Origin of the sequence: Peribacillus sp. FSL K6-1552, assembly GCF_038005205.1 — a bacterium.
GTDB classification, from domain to species: domain Bacteria; phylum Bacillota; class Bacilli; order Bacillales; family DSM-1321; genus Peribacillus; species Peribacillus butanolivorans.
Map to the genome: position 1 here is coordinate 2,787,067 of NZ_JBBOST010000001.1, position 18,230 is coordinate 2,805,296.

Sequence of the window (18,230 nt, forward strand, 5' to 3'; positions counted from 1 at the left end):
TTAGGGTTAATATAAGTACAGTCAATTCAATATTTCTAATTACTTAAGTAATTAGAGTGGTTAAAAAAAGTTCAGAGCTAATAAAATTTTGATTTTATTATAAGTTGGTTATTGGTGATTATTCTGAATAATAATAGGACACTTTGTAGTTACACCTAAGATACCATCCTGGAGTTAGTATAGTTTCATGGACACATTTTAGTTAAGTCCTTACAATGATTTTTGAGAGGATGTGTCCGTCTTGGAACGTAAAAATACAGGTAAAAAATATAATAATGAATTCAAGAAGACTATTGTAGATCTTTATCACTCGGGTAATTCGGTCAAAGAATTAAGCGGCGAATATGGCGTATCAGAAGTTACCATTTATAAATGGGTTAAAGAATTTACTCCTATCGGTTTAGGGGAAGAGTCCATGACTCCAAAGGAATTAGCCGCCATACAGAAGGAAAACCTTCGGTTAAAGCAAGAAGTTGAAATCTTAAAAAAGGCTATGGCCATATTCGCGAAAAAGTAACCGAGACAGATCTTACCGAATTTATTGAGGAACACAAGAAACAATATCCCGTACAGAAGATGTGTGAAATACTAGAAATCCCAAGAAGCAGCCATTATCAGTCCCTTCAAATAGTCGTATCAAATCGCGAACAGGAAAACCAAGAACTCACGAAGGAAATTCATCTGATTTACCTGGAAAGCAAGGGACGATATGGGGCTCCAAAGATTCATGAAAGCTTATTAACCAAAGGGTTTTCCCTAAGTCTAAAGCGTGTTCAACGTTTAATGAGCAAGGCAAGAATTCGTTCTATTACTAAGAAAAAATACCGTCCCTATCCATCTAAAGAAAAGGTTATTCAATTGGATAATTTGCTAAAACGAGACTTCACTACTCAGACCATTAATGAGAAATGGGTAGCAGATATTACGTATATCCACACGTTAAAAGACGGATGGTGTTATTTAGCTTCGGTATTGGACCTTCATTCTAAGAAAATAGTAGGGTATTCATTTTCTCGTTCAATGACGACAGAACTGGTCATAAAAGCTTTCAATAACGCACACATTTCACAAAAGCCCTCGGAGGGCTTAGTTCTTCATACAGATCTTGGCTCACAATATACAAGCAGTGAGTTTACTCAACATATCCAAAACCATCATATTAAGCAATCCTTTAGTCAGAAAGGTTGCCCGTACGATAATGCCTGTATTGAATCCTTTCATGCCCTATTAAAAAAGGAAGAAGTCAACCACGTACAATATCTAGACTATCAAACAGCTAAATTAGCGATGTTCCAATTTATTGAAGGTTGGTATAACCGAAAAAGAATTCACAGCAGCCTGGGCTATCAAACCCCACAAGCCATTGAAGATCGAATTAGGAATACAGCTTAAGATTTAACTTTTTAGTGTCCAAAATATTGACTCAAATCCAATCCAGTAAGATATAACCTTAAAACTAGTCTTTAAGGTTATTATAGAAGGTCAGAATGGACTTTTTATCCTTACAGGAAAGGAAATATATAGTTATTTGAAGGAGGGTTAAGATAGTTTCTAATAATATCCAATTTATGAAAAATGGTGAGGAGTAAAAGAAATGTTATCAACTGTTATAACTATTTTGAGTACTGTTTTTGGTAGTGGTACTATAATATACATATTTCAAAGGTTAATAATAAATAGTATGTCTGAACAGCAGCTACAACATAATAGACTAATTTTGGAAGAGATAAAGAGCCAGTATGCAAAGAGTTTAGAAGAAATAAAAAAGAGCCATCAATTTGAACTGCACCCCAATTGTTAGACAACATCTAACAATTGGAGGTGCAGTTTTTTTGACTAAATATACGATAGACGAAAAATTACATGCAGTTTTAGAGTACTTGGAGGGGAAAAAATCCTATAAATCCATTGCACAAGAAAGAAATGTAGGTTTATCCCCTTTGAAGAGATGGGTCGCTCGCTATCTAGAACATGGGATGGAAGGAATTGCTTCATCCTATACAAATTACACTCTGCCCTTTAAACTAGAGGTACTTAAATATATGAACGATTATGGGGCATCGATCAGCGAGACCGCTGTACACTATAATCTTCCTTCCGATTCTACACTTTTGAAATGGTCAAATCAGTTGAAGGAAGGAGGTATAGACGCCCTTAAACCAAAGAAAAAGGGGCGTCTATCCATGAAAAAAGAAACCAAGAAAACATCACCAGCTAAAGGCTCTCAAGAAGCACTTCTTGCCGAATTAGAATACTTACGTGCAGAGAATGCCTATCTAAAAAAGTTGAATGCCTTAGTTCAAGAAAAGGAAGCCCTACAAAGAAAGACAAAGCGAAAGTAGTCCATGAACTAAGGGAACAATTTGATTTAAATCTGCTTCTATCCATTTCTAACATGGCACGGAGTACATACTATTATTGGGTAAACGCCTTCGGGCGTGAGGATAAATACACAGAAATGAAATCCCTTATCGAGGAGATTTTCCATACGCATAAAGGGCGTTATGGGTATCGTCGTATCACCCTAGAATTACGTAACAGAGGTGCTCGCATCAATCATAAAACAGTTCTCCGATTGATGAATGAACTAGGATTGAAGTCTTTAGTTCGCATGAAGAAATACCGTTCGTACAAAGGGAAAATCGGCAAGATTGCACCCAACATTCTAGCACGTGATTTCAAGGCAACAAACTCAAATGAAAAATGGGTGACAGACGTCACAGAATTCCATCTAGCTGGGGAGAAACTATACTTATCGGCCATTCTTGATCTGTTTAATGGAGAAATCATCGCCTATAATATCGAATCTCGGCCTGTTTATCCCCTCGTTTCCAAAATGCTGGAGAAAGCCTTTGACCGCTTGGAATCGAAAGATTCACCCATTCTTCATTCAGATCAGGGCTGGCATTACCAGATGAAACAATATTCGCATGATTTGAAAAGACATAACATTACACAAAGCATGTCCCGTAAAGGAAATTGTCTCGATAATGCGGTCATAGAAAACTTCTTTGGCCTATTAAAATCAGAGTTACTTTATCTTCAAGAATTTGAAAGCATGGAGCATTTCAAACAAGAATTAGAAGAATATATCCATTACTACAATCATCAACGAATCAAGGTAAAATTAAAAGGCATGAGCCCGGTAGATTACCGGGTTCATGCCCTCAAGGCTGCCTAATTAAATAAAGTGTCTAACTTTTTGGGTTCACTTCAAAAAGAGGTAGAAAATTATAAAATAAACCTCAACAATTATACACGTTATGCAGATGAACAATTTAAATTATATAATGAGTTTTGGATTTCACTGTGTGATTTAAGAAACAGCGCAGACAGACTGTGGGAACGTGCAAGTAAAGATAATTTACTCTCATTTGCCAAACAGCTAAAGGAAACAAAAGAAATGTTAGAGAAGAGTGTATTTCTTATTGAAGATAATCACTATGAAACTTTAATGAAAACTATTGATACCTTTTCACGTTTTTCATTTGGAAAAGAATCCTTAATTCAACTTGCTGAAAAGAGAAGTTCCAACACTCTAAATATCCAAAGCTACCAATTGAATGAGTTAATTGAATATAATAGAGAAATAAAGAATGAATATAATGAATTACTTTTAGCAGTATCAAAATCACTTAAGAATCATATATATTATCAAAATCCTAATTTTGAAAATAATGAATCGATGTAGTGAGTATCTTTATAACTAGAGCCTTGTTTGATACCAAAGCAAGGCTATTTGTGATATTAATTCTACCACTAGATTTAATTATTGGTGGTAAAATAATTGGGTATAATTAATATAAATTATGCTTTTTTTAATCCAAATCAAAGTGTATTCCAAATTAAGGGAAATGTTAAAAGTATCGAGTTTAGAATAAATTACAATTGGTGAAAGCACATAATCATTTATATTCTGTCAGAAGAAGAGGATTAGGTAAAAACCTAGTCCTTTTAAGTATTTGAACAATCAATGCATTCTTTTAACAAACGTTTCAGAAAGTACATAAAACGGGACGGAATTTGAGACATGATTAAACAAGCATTTTATTAGTATCTAAACTTATTCCTTTTCCTTTTGATACATACGAAAAGTGTCAGGGACACTTTGGGACTAAACGATGGACAATAAGCGTATCTAAAAGATGGTAGGAGTATTGGATTATGAAAACATTCGGATATGTTCATGTTTCTTCCAAGGAACAAAATGTTGCCAGGTAAATTGAGACTATGAAAGGCGAGGGCAGTGGAGAAAGACAACAAAGGTGCAGTTCATGGAATCCGTGGGTAAGGCTAAGGCAACCTTTAACCGAAAAGTGAAGGAATATGAAACCAATAAATGAATTACAACTTAATATCTTGGGCATCTTAGCGCAGTTAGAACGTGGATATTACAGCGTCAACGTGAAGGTAAAGAGATTTCAAAGAAAGAAGGTAAGTTTAAAGGGCGAAAGTAAGAGAGAGATAACTGAGAAAGGAAAAAAAGCTGTGTAAGGGTTATTGAAATAAAAAAGAAAGGAAAGTCCGTGATATATATGTAAGTTATTGACTACTTGTACTGGAACTTTTCATGAATTGTTGGAACAAGATGGTTTTTTTGTATAAAAATAATAGTTATACAATAAAAATTAGTTTAAGATTAGGATAGAAAAAGTTACAGATTTAAGGAGTGATTGGTTATGGAAATACCATTATTGAATTTTACAAAGGAAGGAGAAGAGATTGAATCTTTATTATCTAAGAAATTATTAGAATTATTTTTTTATAACTCAGATATACATGCGAAGCAACTCAGGGATAACGAGGGGAAGGTTATATACCACACCATTCACCATAAGATAGATGCAACGAAAATTCGTTTTATGATTAAAAATCAGCAAGCTATTATGACCTACCAACAAAATTTTGAAAAATTAAAATGGTTGTGTTTGGATTTTGATATTAAAAAGTCTTTTCTTAATGATTATGATAAATACGACTTCTTTATGGACAATGAATATAGAACAATGCTTGAAAAAGAAGTTAATAAGGCTAAAAAAATTTTAAAAGAACTAGATATAGATTATTTACTTGAGTTCTCTGGAAATAGGGGGTTTCATATATGGATATTTTTGAAAGAAGAAGTTAATAAACATATTGGCTTTTTATTGTTAGAGGGCTTAATTAAAAAGATGGATTTTGAAATAATTGGTAAAAAGGAAAGCCCTATTACAATAGACATGTATCCTAAAAATGGGAAGGCAAAAGGTAATAAGATAGGCCTAGGAGTAAAAATACCGTTATCTTATCACTTAAGAAGTAATGCCTACTCACATTTAATTGAGGATATAGACCACGCTCAAAAGTTAACGATGCTGTCTGAAGATTTTTTACTGTTTCAATTGAGACTACTTATAAAAGTAAAAGAGGTAGAAGTATCTAAATTATTAGAAATATTAGATATTTCAAGCTATTCTGAAGTAAAGGAATACGATGATATTTTAGGGGTCTTGAATGGTGGAGTTAAGCTAAATGAAGTGATAGAAATGCTTTCTAAATGTGAAATATATTATCACATTTTTTCTAAAGGAGTTGCCAAATTAACCGAACTGGACCGTACAGTTATAACTGGAACCTTAATAAGATTAAAAAGTGAAGAAAATGAAAATTTTGGTAGAGATTTATTAATTCAATACTTTTCTAGTGATTCAGATGTATATAATAAAGAATTAACTTCAAGGAAATTAGAGGGATTAAACAATCTTTATCCTCCTAGTATCAAATATTTGGAAAAAATATATAGTCTGAATTGCAATTATTGTAAAGAAAATAATATAACAAATGTATTTCAGCTTTTAAAGGATATAGGGATAGAGACTAAACCAAAGAATGAAGAGAAGAAATTTTTAAACTGGGTAATAAATTCAGAAAAAAAGTATCTTACACAAAATGATGAAGTATCTCTGAATTTTATCTATGATGAATTGTCAAATCTTAATATAGAAGACTTGCAGGAACAATTTAATGATATTAGACTAGGCAGAGTTTCTAAAATGGAGGCATTTAAATATTTTAGAAAAGAAGATGATGATAGGGAAAGGGTTTTATATTCTCTATCAGCTAAAGACAGGGTCCTATCAACGTTTGCAATGTTTGAAATAAATAAAATACTATATGGTCAATATTCGAGTAGTAGCTACAGTTATAGATTAAATTATGATTTAAGTACAAATGACATATTTATAAATTGGAATAGTCTATGGCTTAAATATGTAAAGGATATTGAAGGAAAAATACATAGTGATAGTTACGATGAATATTATATTTTAAAACTAGACATAAGTAAGTTTTATGAACGGATAAATCATATAATGCTCCGAGAAATTTTATATGAAAAGCCATCTGAATTAACACTTTTATTAATTAAAGAACTATCTATGGAACAAGCAAGTGAGTATAAAAACATATGTGAATATTTGTTAGACATATCGAGTCAACTCTCGAATAGAGGAGTTCCCCAAGGACCAGCTTATGCAAGATACTTAGCTGAGATATATTTAACTACTTTGGATGAGACTATTTTAAAGTTGCTAAATCCAGATTTTGAGCATTACTTTCGATATGTAGATGATATGGTAATTCTTACTGAAAGCAAAGAAAAAGCTGATTTTATTTATAATGAAATTAAAAAATCACTTGGTACTCTAGGTTTAGAACTAAGTATAGGCCACAAAAACCTTAGAGGAAGGGTTTCTGATTTAAAGTACAAGATTATAGGGCAAGATATTCAAAAGTACTTTATTGATGGAATTGACGAAAGTACAACTCCAAGCAGAGTTGTTAACCGAGCTTTAGAAATGTTAGATAATATGTTTCGTGACGAAATTTATAATGTTAATGTAAAACAGTTACCCTTTTATCTAACTCACCTCATTAATAACGAATATTTAGACGGAAGAAAAGCAGAAATAATTAGAGAGGTAACTAAAAATGACTTAGGAAGAGGAAGCATTTTTAAGCACTTTTATCAAAATATAGTTTTCACCTCTGCACAAGAGGTTGAAATAGAATTCTATACAAAGATAAAGGGATTGTCCCGTGCAAACTTTATAAATCAACTTTCTAGAAGTTACAAGATTATAGGCAGCGATAAACTTAAAGAAATAATAAATTTTTATTTGAAATGCTCGGATTTATGTGATTATGAGCGGATGGAACTAATTAGATTAATCCTACAGTCTGGGATAATTATTGACAGTAATTTGTTAGAAGTACATGATTATGAATTAGTTATACGATTAATGAGTTGCACAAAACACATTAATTGGAATTATGATTTACTTAAGAAGACACTTATCGCACTTCAAAGAGTAGATGACAAGAGCCAAACACTGAGTTATCTAGATTGCTTATTGTCTAACTCAGAAGATTTACCTGCGTTACAAGAAGTAACTGATACTATATATGCCACCATTTCAAGAAATAAGGAAAATATATTTATAGATAAGAATATACAGTTGATAAATAACCTAATATGCTTTATAACAATGTATTTAGAAAATTCTACTCAAATAAAAGATGTATGGTATGAATTCCAAACAAGATTAAGTTTAAACAAGCTACAAGGCAAAATAAAGTTCAATGATTGGTATAAATACAATAAAGTTATTGATAAGTCAAAGATTATAGATAATTCTGTAGTTCACTTTTTAACAAGTGTTTTCAGTGCAAACGGGATTGTCCCAGAATTAGGTGTTATGAAACTAGAAGAAGAATATGCAATGTACTTATTTTTATATTTATTTAACTCAGAAGAGAATCATGTACTTCGGGATGAAATAAAAGAAAAAATACAGGAAATAGCAGATGGAAAGAACTTAGAATTTTTAAAGTGGTGTCTAGATGAGGATACAAGCTATTTTCCAAGCGATAGTATAGCTATCCAAAATATTCACCATAATGATAGAGTTTTACTTAAAAAGAAAAATCAGCTTCTAATTCGTGGAAATAAATCTATATTAAGTGATTTTACTGAAGATAATATTATAACTGAAGATTGGTACAAGGATAAAGAATATAAATACGTTAAAGTTGAACTTAATACTAAGCTTCAGAATCTATACGAGAAATTTGAAAATATGGATATGTTTGATGCGATTAATTTAATAGTAGAACTGAAAAATTCAGCCGAGAAAAATGGGAAGTATATAAACGTTTTCGAAACGGGTACTTTTCGAGAGAGAACTAATAACTTTTATTTTCTGTATAGTAGACATGATAAAAAGTTAGTTTTACATGAAGAAAAGGCAATTAGTAATGAAAGAAAACCTTTTTTAACAAAATTATTTGAGTGTTTTCAGAATGCTAGTATAAAAGGAAAAGAATTTATAATTAATTATGAATATGACCATAAAAATTTTATGAAAGACTTTATACCTTCACATCTAAAAGGCATAGAAAATATTATAGATTTTATTGAAATACTAAATGACAAAATCAATACCTACTTTAAGTCGGAAGGTGAAAGTATTTATGCTCTAGAGTTAGCAAAAATTACTTCGCTAAAGTCATTATTAGACAGACAAGAGGTTAAGTACCATAAAAAGGAACTAGTGGTGTTGAATTATTATAATAGTCTATACGAAAATGACTATGAGAAACATGTTCTTTATGGATATATCGACCTTAATCCAATTAATTTGGGAAGCCTTCTTGATGGGGTAATAAAGTCTATTAAAACTAATTTAGAACATGACGATATTAACTTTCTTACTCAAAGTTTAGATGAAGAAAAGAAATATATTGAAGAAAAAACATCATGTTCAAATCTAAATGACTTTAAGTTGGTGAATATAGAAAATAACGCCATAGATAATTCACGAGTAAAAATAGATAATGCGAGTTATGACATTGGTGATATCACTTTTTATGAACTATTAACAAACGATGAAATGAAGAGTTTAACTACAAAAGAGATATTTCAACTAGTAAATAGTGACTTTACCTACTTTAATAATAGTCATGTTGTGTTAGTCCCGAAAGCCTTAGCAAAGTCAATTGAAATAATTGGGAATAAAAAAGGGGAGTATGATAAGTCCTCTTTAAATATTGAATTCGATATAGTAAATAACGAATACTTTGGCAAAGCTATTAAAAACATAAAAATTCAAAGTGATGTATCGGAATATGAAGCGAAACGAAGAATAAACGCCTATTTATATGGAGTTGATTCTAAATATTTTTCAGCAATACTCCGCATTATTGCCTCTTACTTAGTTATAGACAATGAAAAAATGGATAGTTTTATCGGTGAACTTACTGGAAAAATCGAAGAAGGCGATAATAAATGTATATTCCCAATTAAAAGAAGAACTGATGATAATGGACTGTACCAAATTTTATTCCAAAAGTACAAGGATTTGTTTGATAGAAAAAGTCTGAATGAGCGAAGAATTATACAAGACTTTAGGAAGATTAACGACAATAAGGATATTAACGAAATTATAATCCTCTCTGATATTGGTTTAAGTGGTAATCAATTAAAGAAGGCGTTTGATTATTATTTAAAGGAAAATAAGAAAAAAGACAAAATGTACCACGATGTTAATCCAGCATTCTTTAGAAATTTTATGTTAGATTCCAACGTGTCTATAACATTATTAAACTGTTTGTACTCAGATAAGTATGAAGAGGAAATAACTAGCTATTTTAATGAAATGGGCTTCAAAGGCCAAGTTGTGTTCAAGGGTAATAAATTTAACTATCAGGATTATTTATTTAGTAATATTGTTAAAGAAAAAAAAGTGAGAGAAGTTTTCTTGAAATTTGTAAAAGAGAAATATTCTGTGAATGAAATGAAATTTCCTGTTAAGGGAAATAAGACTTATGAAAAATATTTAGCAGAATTAGAAATGGATAAGATAACAAATGTCTTAGTTGCTAGATATAAAAGTATGCCGAAATATCATCACCTTGCCTTTACAGTAGGAACATCTGTGTTTAGGTATAGAAAAGATTAAACAGGCTTCTATTATAATTTGCTTGAAGTCTTACCCACCACTATGAATAATAGACCGTGTGAACCGAGACTAGACCATCGGAATGATGCGGATAAATTAATATATCAATATTTAATCGGGGCTGATTGGGTACTTCTGTCCATCACTGCTTTTGAAAAACGCTGTAGCAGGTATTTCATTGTAATAAGATTAAATTGGCAAAGACAGTGAGCAAGGAAAAAGCTCACTGTCTTTTGTTTTTTACTCAAATGATTAAAATATTGATTTAATTAAATGCTTGAATATTACTGTAACATTTTTACTTCCATTTTGTTTATTGTAGAGTCTTTTGATAAGGTTTTAATCAGTCCATCGACTTTTATTAATTAATACTTCACTTAATCGCTGAAACATTTTAGGGTGATAATTAACCGAATTATTATGGTTGTTTACTTGTAGGTTTCTGATTTCTTTCGATACAACTCCATATTTTTTCTTTATCAACTTTATCTTGATAAACGTTGACTACGAAAGCAAATGTCATCGAATTTTCTTTATCAGACTTGTAAACGTCTTCTCTAACAAATTGATGTTCCAACATAATCAACTCCTGAAAATTAAAAATGAATTCCACTTCTTTTAATCAGTTTGCAGCCAGTTCCATACTTAACTTTTAGCACTCCTTTAAATTCACTGTGTTTCAACCTGGATATGCTTGTTTCCATATATCAAAAACATTATGATTTGTAGATATGCCATTTTTGTTTAACTTAAGGATATGGAATCCATATTCGTCACCACATCTAGTCAATGGTCTTTGCTGCCTTAGAGTAATAATTCTACCCGTACTTGTAATCTTGTATAAATCTTCATACCCTTTTATTCCTCTGCTTTCTTCTTGCATTTCCAATTTCTCACTCCTGTTATTATTATCATGATTCTATTTTATAATATTTTCCTTTTATAGTCGTACTTTTTTTAACGAGAGAAAAATGCACCTATTATACACAGTCTATATTACTGGAGTGACAAAACTTAATAGTATTGACACTGTTATATAGGTCTAGTATTATCAAGGTATTAAGTGGTGCCAAAAGATAGTGACATAAATAAGGTGGAAAAACAGATGGAATATGGTTATGCGAGAGTCTCAACAAATGCTCAAGACCTTAATGTACAAAATGAGGAACTAAAAAAGGAAGGCTGTGAGGTCATCTTTGAAGAGAAGTTCACTGGTACTAGAACTGATAGACCACAGTTTAATAAGTTGCTCATGGAGTTGCAAGTGGGAGACACTTTGGTAGTGACAAAGCTAGACCGTCTTGCACGTACCTCAAAGGAAGGTATTGAGATTATCGAGGATTTGTTCATGAAGGGTGTTAAGGTTCATGTATTGAATGTCGGTTTGTTGGAGAATACAACAATGGGACGGTTCTTTCTACAAACTTTACTGGCAGTCGCTGAAATGGAAAGAAATCTAATTGTTGAGCGTACACAAGAAGGCAAGGCTCTAGCAAGACAGCGTGATGGTTTCAGAGAAGGAAGACCGAGAAAGCATTCGAAGCAACAAGTACAACACGCTTTAATGCTGCTGGAAACTCATACATATAAAGAAGTAGAAGCGATGACAGGGATAACGAAGAGAACTCTAATAAGAAGGAAAAATGAGTTAGAAGCAAAGCAATTACAAGGGACTCTCTAGGGTCTTTTTTTGATAGGGGGTATATTTCCAAATTTTCACTAGGGGGCATAACTGAGATAGACCCTATGTACCCACATCCACACATCACAGAAAATCCGAAACGAAAAAGAACTATGTTGATTATTGACAGGTTTAATTATTAAATTTAGAAACAGTTGATTTACCTAAAATTAGTCAAAAGTTAACGAATAAATCACAGAAAAAGCTACAAGAAGCTCATTTCTGTGATGAAAAATTTGTTATCGTTGATATTTCAATCACTTTTTATTCACAATTAATTCTTTCCCTGTAGAAAATCAGCAAAAAAGTTGTATATTTCGTCAAGAACATGGTAGCCATTTTGATATAACCATTCTACTATGAATAACCCATCTATAATCTTATTATACTTTATTGAGTATTTACTTAAAATTTCTTCAAGAACCTTGCTAGCTTTTATATCATCGAGCGGGGTATTACAGCCTCTTGGATAAAAGTTTTTATTTTGTTTATCAGCCAAACAGTTTTTTATGTATTCTTTTATATTATCTAACTTGACTTCTTCTTCTGGGGTATGATTTTTAATTAGAGCACAAATAGCTTCCTCTATTAAAAAATAGTTTTCTATCTCCCTTCTTGGTAATACAACTATTTTTCCCTGGTAGTTTGTCTCTAATTCAATTATCTTGTCTTGAGTTTTTTCATCTCTATCTAACAAAATTCTGTAAGGAATAGGAGAATGAGAGATAGCATTGAATATTGACTCTAATTTCTCTGAATTATTAACCATTGCACTTCGTTTCATAAAATCTCGGTCAGTTCCATTTAAGCTAATTATTTTATAGTTAAACCCAACTTGTCTAAATCCATTTTTTTTGAAAATAAGGGGTAAAATCTTCTCTTCAGTAGGTCCTTCAACAAAAATGACACGGTCAGCAAATGAAAAATCACTGTTGCTAATCCCTAAATCCTCCAAAATTTCTTGTATGGAATCCATTTCTATGTAATTTGAAACATTATTAATCTTTTTTACAAAAAAGATTCTTTTCTCGACAGGATAATTAATAAGTAACGGTGAATGGGTTGAGAATATATATTGGTGCCTATCACATCCTACCGCTAAATCATAAATTGACTTTTCAGCATGTGGATGTAAAAAAGTATGAGGCTCATCGAATAATATGACCCTCTCTTTTTTTGAATAAATTAAACAAAGCATTATAAGTACCTGTGTATAGCCACTTCCGCACTCATCTAAAGGAATGTTATTTTGATTTTCGAAATCTAAGGTCACCCTAGTGAAATTCTCTTGCGTTTCTTGGTAATAATCTACAACTGTATTTATACGTCTAACGTCAGGGAACATTAATAGAAACTGTTGCTGAATTTTATCAAATATCTCCCCTTCATTATTCCTTAATGTATACAAAACTGTATAAAGATTAGAAGCATTATAATCTAAATTTAAATTGGGTATTATTGAAGATGGAGATGAAATTTGTCTATGTACACTAATATAAATTATTGATTCCCGAAACCAAGTTAAAAATAACTTTTGAATTTCCGACATTAATTCATCAAACTCATCCTCATACTCATCCTCATTTGTTCTATCTTTTCTTTTGTAAAGTTGTTTAAGAAAAGGGACAAGCAATTCATATTTTTCATTAAGAAAATCTTCGCTACTAAAAGCACAAAAATAACTGTCGAAATAAATAATGTTTTCATCGATATCTAACCCTAAATTTAAATATTTAGGACAATTATCGGGTTCTATAGATTTACCAAATAATAAGACTTTATCACTCTCATCTAATTCTATATCCAATGTTAATAGATACTCTTTGTTGCTAATATTAGGGAAATCTGGTATTTTATCTAGAATTGTACACTTACAAACGTTACCTATCGCCTCTAATAAAGCAGTTTTGCCCACATTATTACGACCTGCTAAAATACTAAAACGATTATGAAATTGTAATCTTACTCCAGATATACTTTTAAAAGATTTACCGATTTTTACTTTTAAGATTCTCACTCTCTTATATTCCTTTCTTTTTATATTTATTACTTAAATTGTACCATAAAGCACAATTGACCTATATTTAAAACATACTGTTAATGTTAATAATTACTTTTTTGTGCTTTATTTTAATAAAATGAATTGCTAATCGTGTGGACAACAAATTACGATTATTAGGTGCCTTTGAAACTATACAGTTGATGATATGGGGGATATTTCCACATTTTAAAGCACCCCTTTTCGGGGATAGGGGTATAATTGGCTCACACACATATCATGGAAATTTTTTCATGAAATAAAAAACCTATTTTATTAAATTGTTCTTGATTCATATTTTTAAAGTATTTATGTGTCAAAGTACTTCCTACCTAAATAATTATTAAATTTCCTAGAGTAACATATTTTCGTTGTTATTTTTTTCACATATTTCTAGTTAAGTTACCTAATTATATGGTATCATTTTCCTATATATAAACAGGAATAATAGATTTTAACTTTAATATGGAGGTTACAATTTAATGTCGAAAATTGATTACAAAGAATTGCGTATTAATCATAATAATTCATGGCCTACTAGTATAGTTGATTACCCATGCGAGACAGAACTAAAAATATTAATATAAGAAAAAGGGTTTACATTTACAAGCTTTAAATTCTTAAAGATAGAAGATAAATTCTTTCAAAAAAATCTATCCTATTTATTAGATGCTCTAGATAATTTACCTTTAAGACCTGACTTAGCTTTTGATAATATTTGGAAAGTAATAGATAACTATTTACAAACTATCTCTCACAGTAAAAGTTGGAAACTTACAAAAGCTAATGCTTTAATGGATAGAACAATTGAAGAAGTATGGATGCCTCTTTTAAATAGAAATGATTCTTTAAAGGATGAATTTATATCTTTTATTAATTTGATTCCAGTTCAAACATGTGAGTACCTAGCCAAAAGAGCATTTGCAGACAGGAATAAAGGTATAAGTAAAAATCAGCAAAACAAAGTAATTGAAAGAGTGGAAGAAGCAATAGGAAAAGGGTTATACCAAAGAATTAAAACCAAATATAAAGATTTTGATGGAGAGCAACAAAGAAATTGTGCGAGATTGTTTCGCAAATTAATATTAGGAGAAGAAATAAAGATTAAGCTGGAAGAAGATGAAAAGGATAAAAAGTTTAGATTAAATGAAAAAGACATAGTCCGATTACTAGTAAAGGGAGTAACTTACACATATAGGAATGTAAGGTTTCATGGAGAAACTTTTTCTCCGTTTAGAAGCAGTGTTTCTAGTATGAAAACTTACGCTCATGCTTATTTCCTATTTCTTTACGCTTATTTTCTGCTGTTAATGTTATTAAACGTAGAATATAGCACCGAAATAGATATAAATAATATAGTAGAGAACATTAAAACTAATCGTATCCAGTTTGAAAACTTGTTCCAGGACTTTATTAATAAATGAAAAATGGCTTTTACTGTAAAGTAAATATTCAGGGGTGTGCTTCACAATTATGGGAGTTGCTTCAACAACCTTTTTTGTTGTCAAACGTTCCTGTATCTACTGTTTTGGACTTATCTCCCAAATTTCAAGCTCATACTTAAATTGCTGGCGTTAAGGCGAAGGCAAGAAGTGTAGCTAAACCATCTATTAAAAAGGAATGTATAGTGTGTAAAGTGCAATTTACAGTGGAAGGTAAAAGTAGACCCTTCGTTTATTGTAGTGAAGATTACAGAAAACAAAGATGGAAAAAGCGATTAATCGAAAAAAACTGTGCAAATTGTAATCAACCCTTTAAGGCTGACAAAAGGACACTTTGTTGTAGTAATGATTGCAGGACTGAATATTTTGATACTAGAGTTGAGTTGAAATGTACTATATGTGGAGAAAAATTCAAGATTAGAAAGCGAGGCATCATTTGTTGGGAAGAGGCTGTCCCTATTGTTCAGTAAACAAGGTTACAAATGAGAATAACTTAAGCACGGTGAACCCTAACTTAGCAGAGTAGTGGCACCCAACAAAGAACGGAGAGTTAACCCCATTTGATTAAACCAAATTCGAGAAAGAAAGTATGGTGGCGATGTAAGAAGGAACATGAATGGGAGGTTGTGATACAGAACAGAAACAAGGGAAAGCATTGGCTAGGCAACGTGATGAATTCAGAGAAGATAGACCTAGAAAACACTCTAAGAAAACACTCCAAGCAGCAAGTACTTCACGCTTTAGAATTGTTTAAGAATCATACATACAAAGAAGTTGAAGCAATGACGGTAATAAAGAAGCGAACACTAATTAACAGAAAAAATGAACTAGAAGAAAGGCAAATATAAGGGATTCCTAAAGGGGTATCTTACTTTGTTTGTAGTTAGGGGGGCGGTATTTTCCACATTTTCACTAGGTTCAGAAATAGGCTAAACCTATAGTTGGTTAGTCCACACACCATGAAAATTTACAAGTGATTAAACAAGATAAGAAAGCGGAAAAGTAAAAAGGTGATTGTATAGACACTCACTAATCAAGGTGAGTGTCTTTTGAAGAATGTTATATGGAAATTCCTCCTAACATGATTTAGCCTAATTTATTAATCATTAAAATGAATACACTATAGTTAAAGAATCTAAAAGGTAACGAAAGGAGAACATATGTCAGGGATTAAATTCTATTCTGAGTATGATTGGGCTTGTGGTTGGGAACTAGAAAAAATAGTTGAAAAAGTTAATAATGAGGCTATTGATTCTGAATGGGATATCACTGATTTATTAGACTTTCATAATGTTTTAAAATACATAAACATTGAAAGGTTTAGTGACCATATCGTTCAAGAGACAAGTATTGATATAAAAACTTATGAGAAGAAAATAAAACAGAGAATCGGTATATTCGTAGGCTGTCACAAGGATGTCTTCATCAATCTGTATGATGAGATTGACTTTGATACCACAGATGATTTCTATGAAGTTCTTGAAGATTACAAGTTATATCAAAGAATTGAAATTAATAATTTTAGACGATTTTTAGAAAAGGAAAACGTACATATTTATACAGTACTCAAGTTCAAGAGATTGACTGAGTATTTTAATGAAGCAGTTAAAGATGTGTTATTATCTGATTCTAGGAATGCAAAGACCATTCTGTCAAAGTATCTAAAAGAAAATGATTTATATTTGCCACCATCTTTGACTGAAACAGATACATTAAGTTTGATTGATGAATATATTGATTCACCACTAGTTAATATAAATGTATTGAGAAAAATCATTAACTTCCCAACAAATAAGGCGTTAAGTATACCTGATAAAATCAAATTGCATGCCAAGAGGAAAGCTAAAGAAGAGGAAGAAAAAATCTTTAATAACGGAACAGGTATTGAATCGGGAGTAATGATTTCTTATCCGGAGGACCAAGATGAAGCTGTATTAGTTACTATGGATGGTAGAACAGCAGACATTAAGGTAAGTCGAAAATGGATTGAAGAAAATTTTGATTATCCTACACTTTGGAATAATTTTATTTATCTATTTGGATTTGTTGATGAAAAGATGAGATTAGAATTCGATTCTAAAAAAAGTGAAAGCAGTACTCTAGAGTTAGTATTTAGACAACAAGCAACACACTTGTATTACCAATCTACCTCTTTTTATTTAAATGAAATGTTGTCTAATGCTGAGATAGATAGTTATGTTAACGTGTTAGATGTTCTTGGTGTAAGATTGGAAGAAATGATTGAATGGTTTTTTGATGTATATGTCAAAGAAGAATTTCAAATTAATGATTTCATCGTTAAAATGCCTTCGAGTGAAGCATCATATTTTGAAAAGTGTAGAACTATTCTTCCTGAGATAGATAGAATTTTTAAACAGTATAATACTCTGATTGAAGATGGGATGATAGACCAGGAATTAATTCAAATGTCATCTTCAAGTTTGAAAAATAAAGATATTAAGTCGTTTAATAAAAAGAAGTATGTTTACTCTTCTAGTGACTGGTATAGAACAGCTTCATTCTTATTATTTTCTGACCAGAGTAGCATATTCTATTTACCAAATAAAGAAGAGAAATATAAGAATTTTTTCAACTTGATGATTTCTAAAAAATTAACAAGAAGTGATTTTCAAGAGTATCAATTGAAAAGAATGCAATGGTTATTTGATAATAACTTAATCTGTGAAAGTAACATGGGCCACTTAGAGTTTGTTGACCAAAGAGTCATATATGTTCTTAAGGAACTGTATTATAAAGAAGTAATGAGTTATTGGCATTATTCTGAGGATATACAACTATTGATAGAGGAGTTAAGTACTCGCGATCTTGTTGATTTTGAAAACAGCCTGTTTTCAAGGAATGAACAAGATTATCTTGATTATTATCTCAATAAATCAAAATTCACCAATGGTCATGATATTCGAAATAAATATTTACATGGAACAAATACTAATGATGAGAAACAATACGAGTTAGATTACTACTTGATTCTTAAACTATTTGTCATAATAGTCATTAAAATAAATGATGACTTATGTATTAAAGAGGATGGATGCCAATAAATAAAATAA

The 18,230-nt window shown here is 31.1% G+C and carries 11 protein-coding genes and 2 pseudogenes; 10 read left to right on the forward strand and 3 right to left on the reverse strand.

The features are described from left to right. Positions 1-241: 241 nt before the first annotated feature. From NST21_RS13535 to NST21_RS13550, 4 genes are all read left to right on the forward strand, one after another. Positions 242-1,392 (forward strand): IS3 family transposase gene (locus tag NST21_RS13535; protein ID WP_445670500.1). Its coding sequence is split into 2 segments (ribosomal slippage): positions 242-491 and positions 491-1,392, totalling 1,152 coding nucleotides; the frame shifts between segments, so codons are not numbered across the junction. 440 nt (positions 1,393-1,832) lie between these two features. Further along, positions 1,833-3,181 (forward strand): IS3 family transposase gene (locus tag NST21_RS13540; RefSeq protein WP_340888119.1). Its coding sequence is split into 2 segments (ribosomal slippage): positions 1,833-2,277 and positions 2,277-3,181, totalling 1,350 coding nucleotides; the frame shifts between segments, so codons are not numbered across the junction. A 21-nt stretch (positions 3,182-3,202) separates the two neighbouring features. After that, the gene (locus tag NST21_RS13545) at positions 3,203-3,691 is read left to right on the forward strand and encodes a hypothetical protein (RefSeq protein ID WP_340889586.1); all 489 of its coding nucleotides are present in this window, start codon (positions 3,203-3,205) and stop codon (positions 3,689-3,691) included. A gap of 988 nt (positions 3,692-4,679) precedes the next feature. Continuing rightward, a complete protein-coding gene (locus NST21_RS13550) occupies positions 4,680-9,998 on the forward strand; it encodes a TOTE conflict system archaeo-eukaryotic primase domain-containing protein (protein ID WP_340889587.1) in 5,319 nt (1,772 codons plus the stop codon). A 418-nt stretch (positions 9,999-10,416) separates the two neighbouring features. Here NST21_RS13550 and NST21_RS13555 read toward each other — a convergent pair whose 3' ends face one another. Then, positions 10,417-10,578, reverse strand: a complete 162-nt coding sequence (locus NST21_RS13555) for a hypothetical protein (RefSeq protein ID WP_340889589.1) — start codon at positions 10,576-10,578, stop codon at positions 10,417-10,419. Between the two features lie 99 nt (positions 10,579-10,677). Continuing rightward, positions 10,678-10,881 (reverse strand): NUMOD4 domain-containing protein, encoded by a 204-nt coding sequence (locus NST21_RS13560; RefSeq protein ID WP_340892547.1) that lies wholly within the window; start codon positions 10,879-10,881, stop codon positions 10,678-10,680. A 222-nt stretch (positions 10,882-11,103) separates the two neighbouring features. On the opposite strand from NST21_RS13560, the gene NST21_RS13565 reads away from it, so the two are divergent. Next, positions 11,104-11,679 (forward strand): recombinase family protein, encoded by a 576-nt coding sequence (locus tag NST21_RS13565; protein ID WP_340889590.1) that lies wholly within the window; start codon positions 11,104-11,106, stop codon positions 11,677-11,679. A gap of 274 nt (positions 11,680-11,953) precedes the next feature. Here NST21_RS13565 and NST21_RS13570 read toward each other — a convergent pair whose 3' ends face one another. Then, positions 11,954-13,696, reverse strand: coding sequence for an ATP-dependent nuclease (locus NST21_RS13570; protein ID WP_340889592.1), 1,743 nt, complete (start codon positions 13,694-13,696; stop codon positions 11,954-11,956). Positions 13,697-14,511: 815 nt separating this feature from the next. On the opposite strand from NST21_RS13570, the gene NST21_RS13575 reads away from it, so the two are divergent. The 5 genes and pseudogenes from NST21_RS13575 (at position 14,512) to NST21_RS13590 (ending at position 18,221) form a co-directional block, all read left to right on the forward strand. Further along, positions 14,512-15,141 carry a hypothetical protein gene (locus tag NST21_RS13575; RefSeq protein WP_340889595.1) on the forward strand — a complete coding sequence of 210 codons (630 nt, stop codon included), beginning with the start codon at positions 14,512-14,514 and terminating at the stop codon, positions 15,139-15,141. Positions 15,142-15,719: 578 nt separating this feature from the next. Further along, positions 15,720-15,770: pseudogene (locus NST21_RS28840) on the forward strand (zinc-ribbon domain-containing protein); the annotation flags it as partial. Between the two features lie 5 nt (positions 15,771-15,775). Continuing rightward, a complete protein-coding gene (locus tag NST21_RS13580) occupies positions 15,776-15,913 on the forward strand; it encodes a hypothetical protein (RefSeq protein WP_340892690.1) in 138 nt (45 codons plus the stop codon). 19 nt (positions 15,914-15,932) lie between these two features. Further along, positions 15,933-16,007, forward strand: a pseudogene (locus tag NST21_RS13585) (recombinase family protein); the annotation flags it as partial. A 312-nt stretch (positions 16,008-16,319) separates the two neighbouring features. Then, the gene (locus NST21_RS13590) at positions 16,320-18,221 is read left to right on the forward strand and encodes a hypothetical protein (RefSeq protein WP_340889597.1); all 1,902 of its coding nucleotides are present in this window, start codon (positions 16,320-16,322) and stop codon (positions 18,219-18,221) included. The last annotated feature ends 9 nt before the right edge of the window (positions 18,222-18,230 follow it).

Coding starts and splice junctions, on each gene's coding strand:
- NST21_RS13550 (WP_340889587.1), top strand. CDS start 4,680: ATGGAAATACCATTATTGAATTTTACAAAGGAAGGAGAAGAGATTGAA.
- NST21_RS13555 (WP_340889589.1), bottom strand. CDS start 10,578: ATGTTGGAACATCAATTTGTTAGAGAAGACGTTTACAAGTCTGATAAA.
- NST21_RS13560 (WP_340892547.1), bottom strand. CDS start 10,881: ATGCAAGAAGAAAGCAGAGGAATAAAAGGGTATGAAGATTTATACAAG.
- NST21_RS13565 (WP_340889590.1), top strand. CDS start 11,104: ATGGAATATGGTTATGCGAGAGTCTCAACAAATGCTCAAGACCTTAAT.
- NST21_RS13575 (WP_340889595.1), top strand. CDS start 14,512: ATGGATAGAACAATTGAAGAAGTATGGATGCCTCTTTTAAATAGAAAT.
- NST21_RS13580 (WP_340892690.1), top strand. CDS start 15,776: ATGGGAGGTTGTGATACAGAACAGAAACAAGGGAAAGCATTGGCTAGG.
- NST21_RS13590 (WP_340889597.1), top strand. CDS start 16,320: ATGTCAGGGATTAAATTCTATTCTGAGTATGATTGGGCTTGTGGTTGG.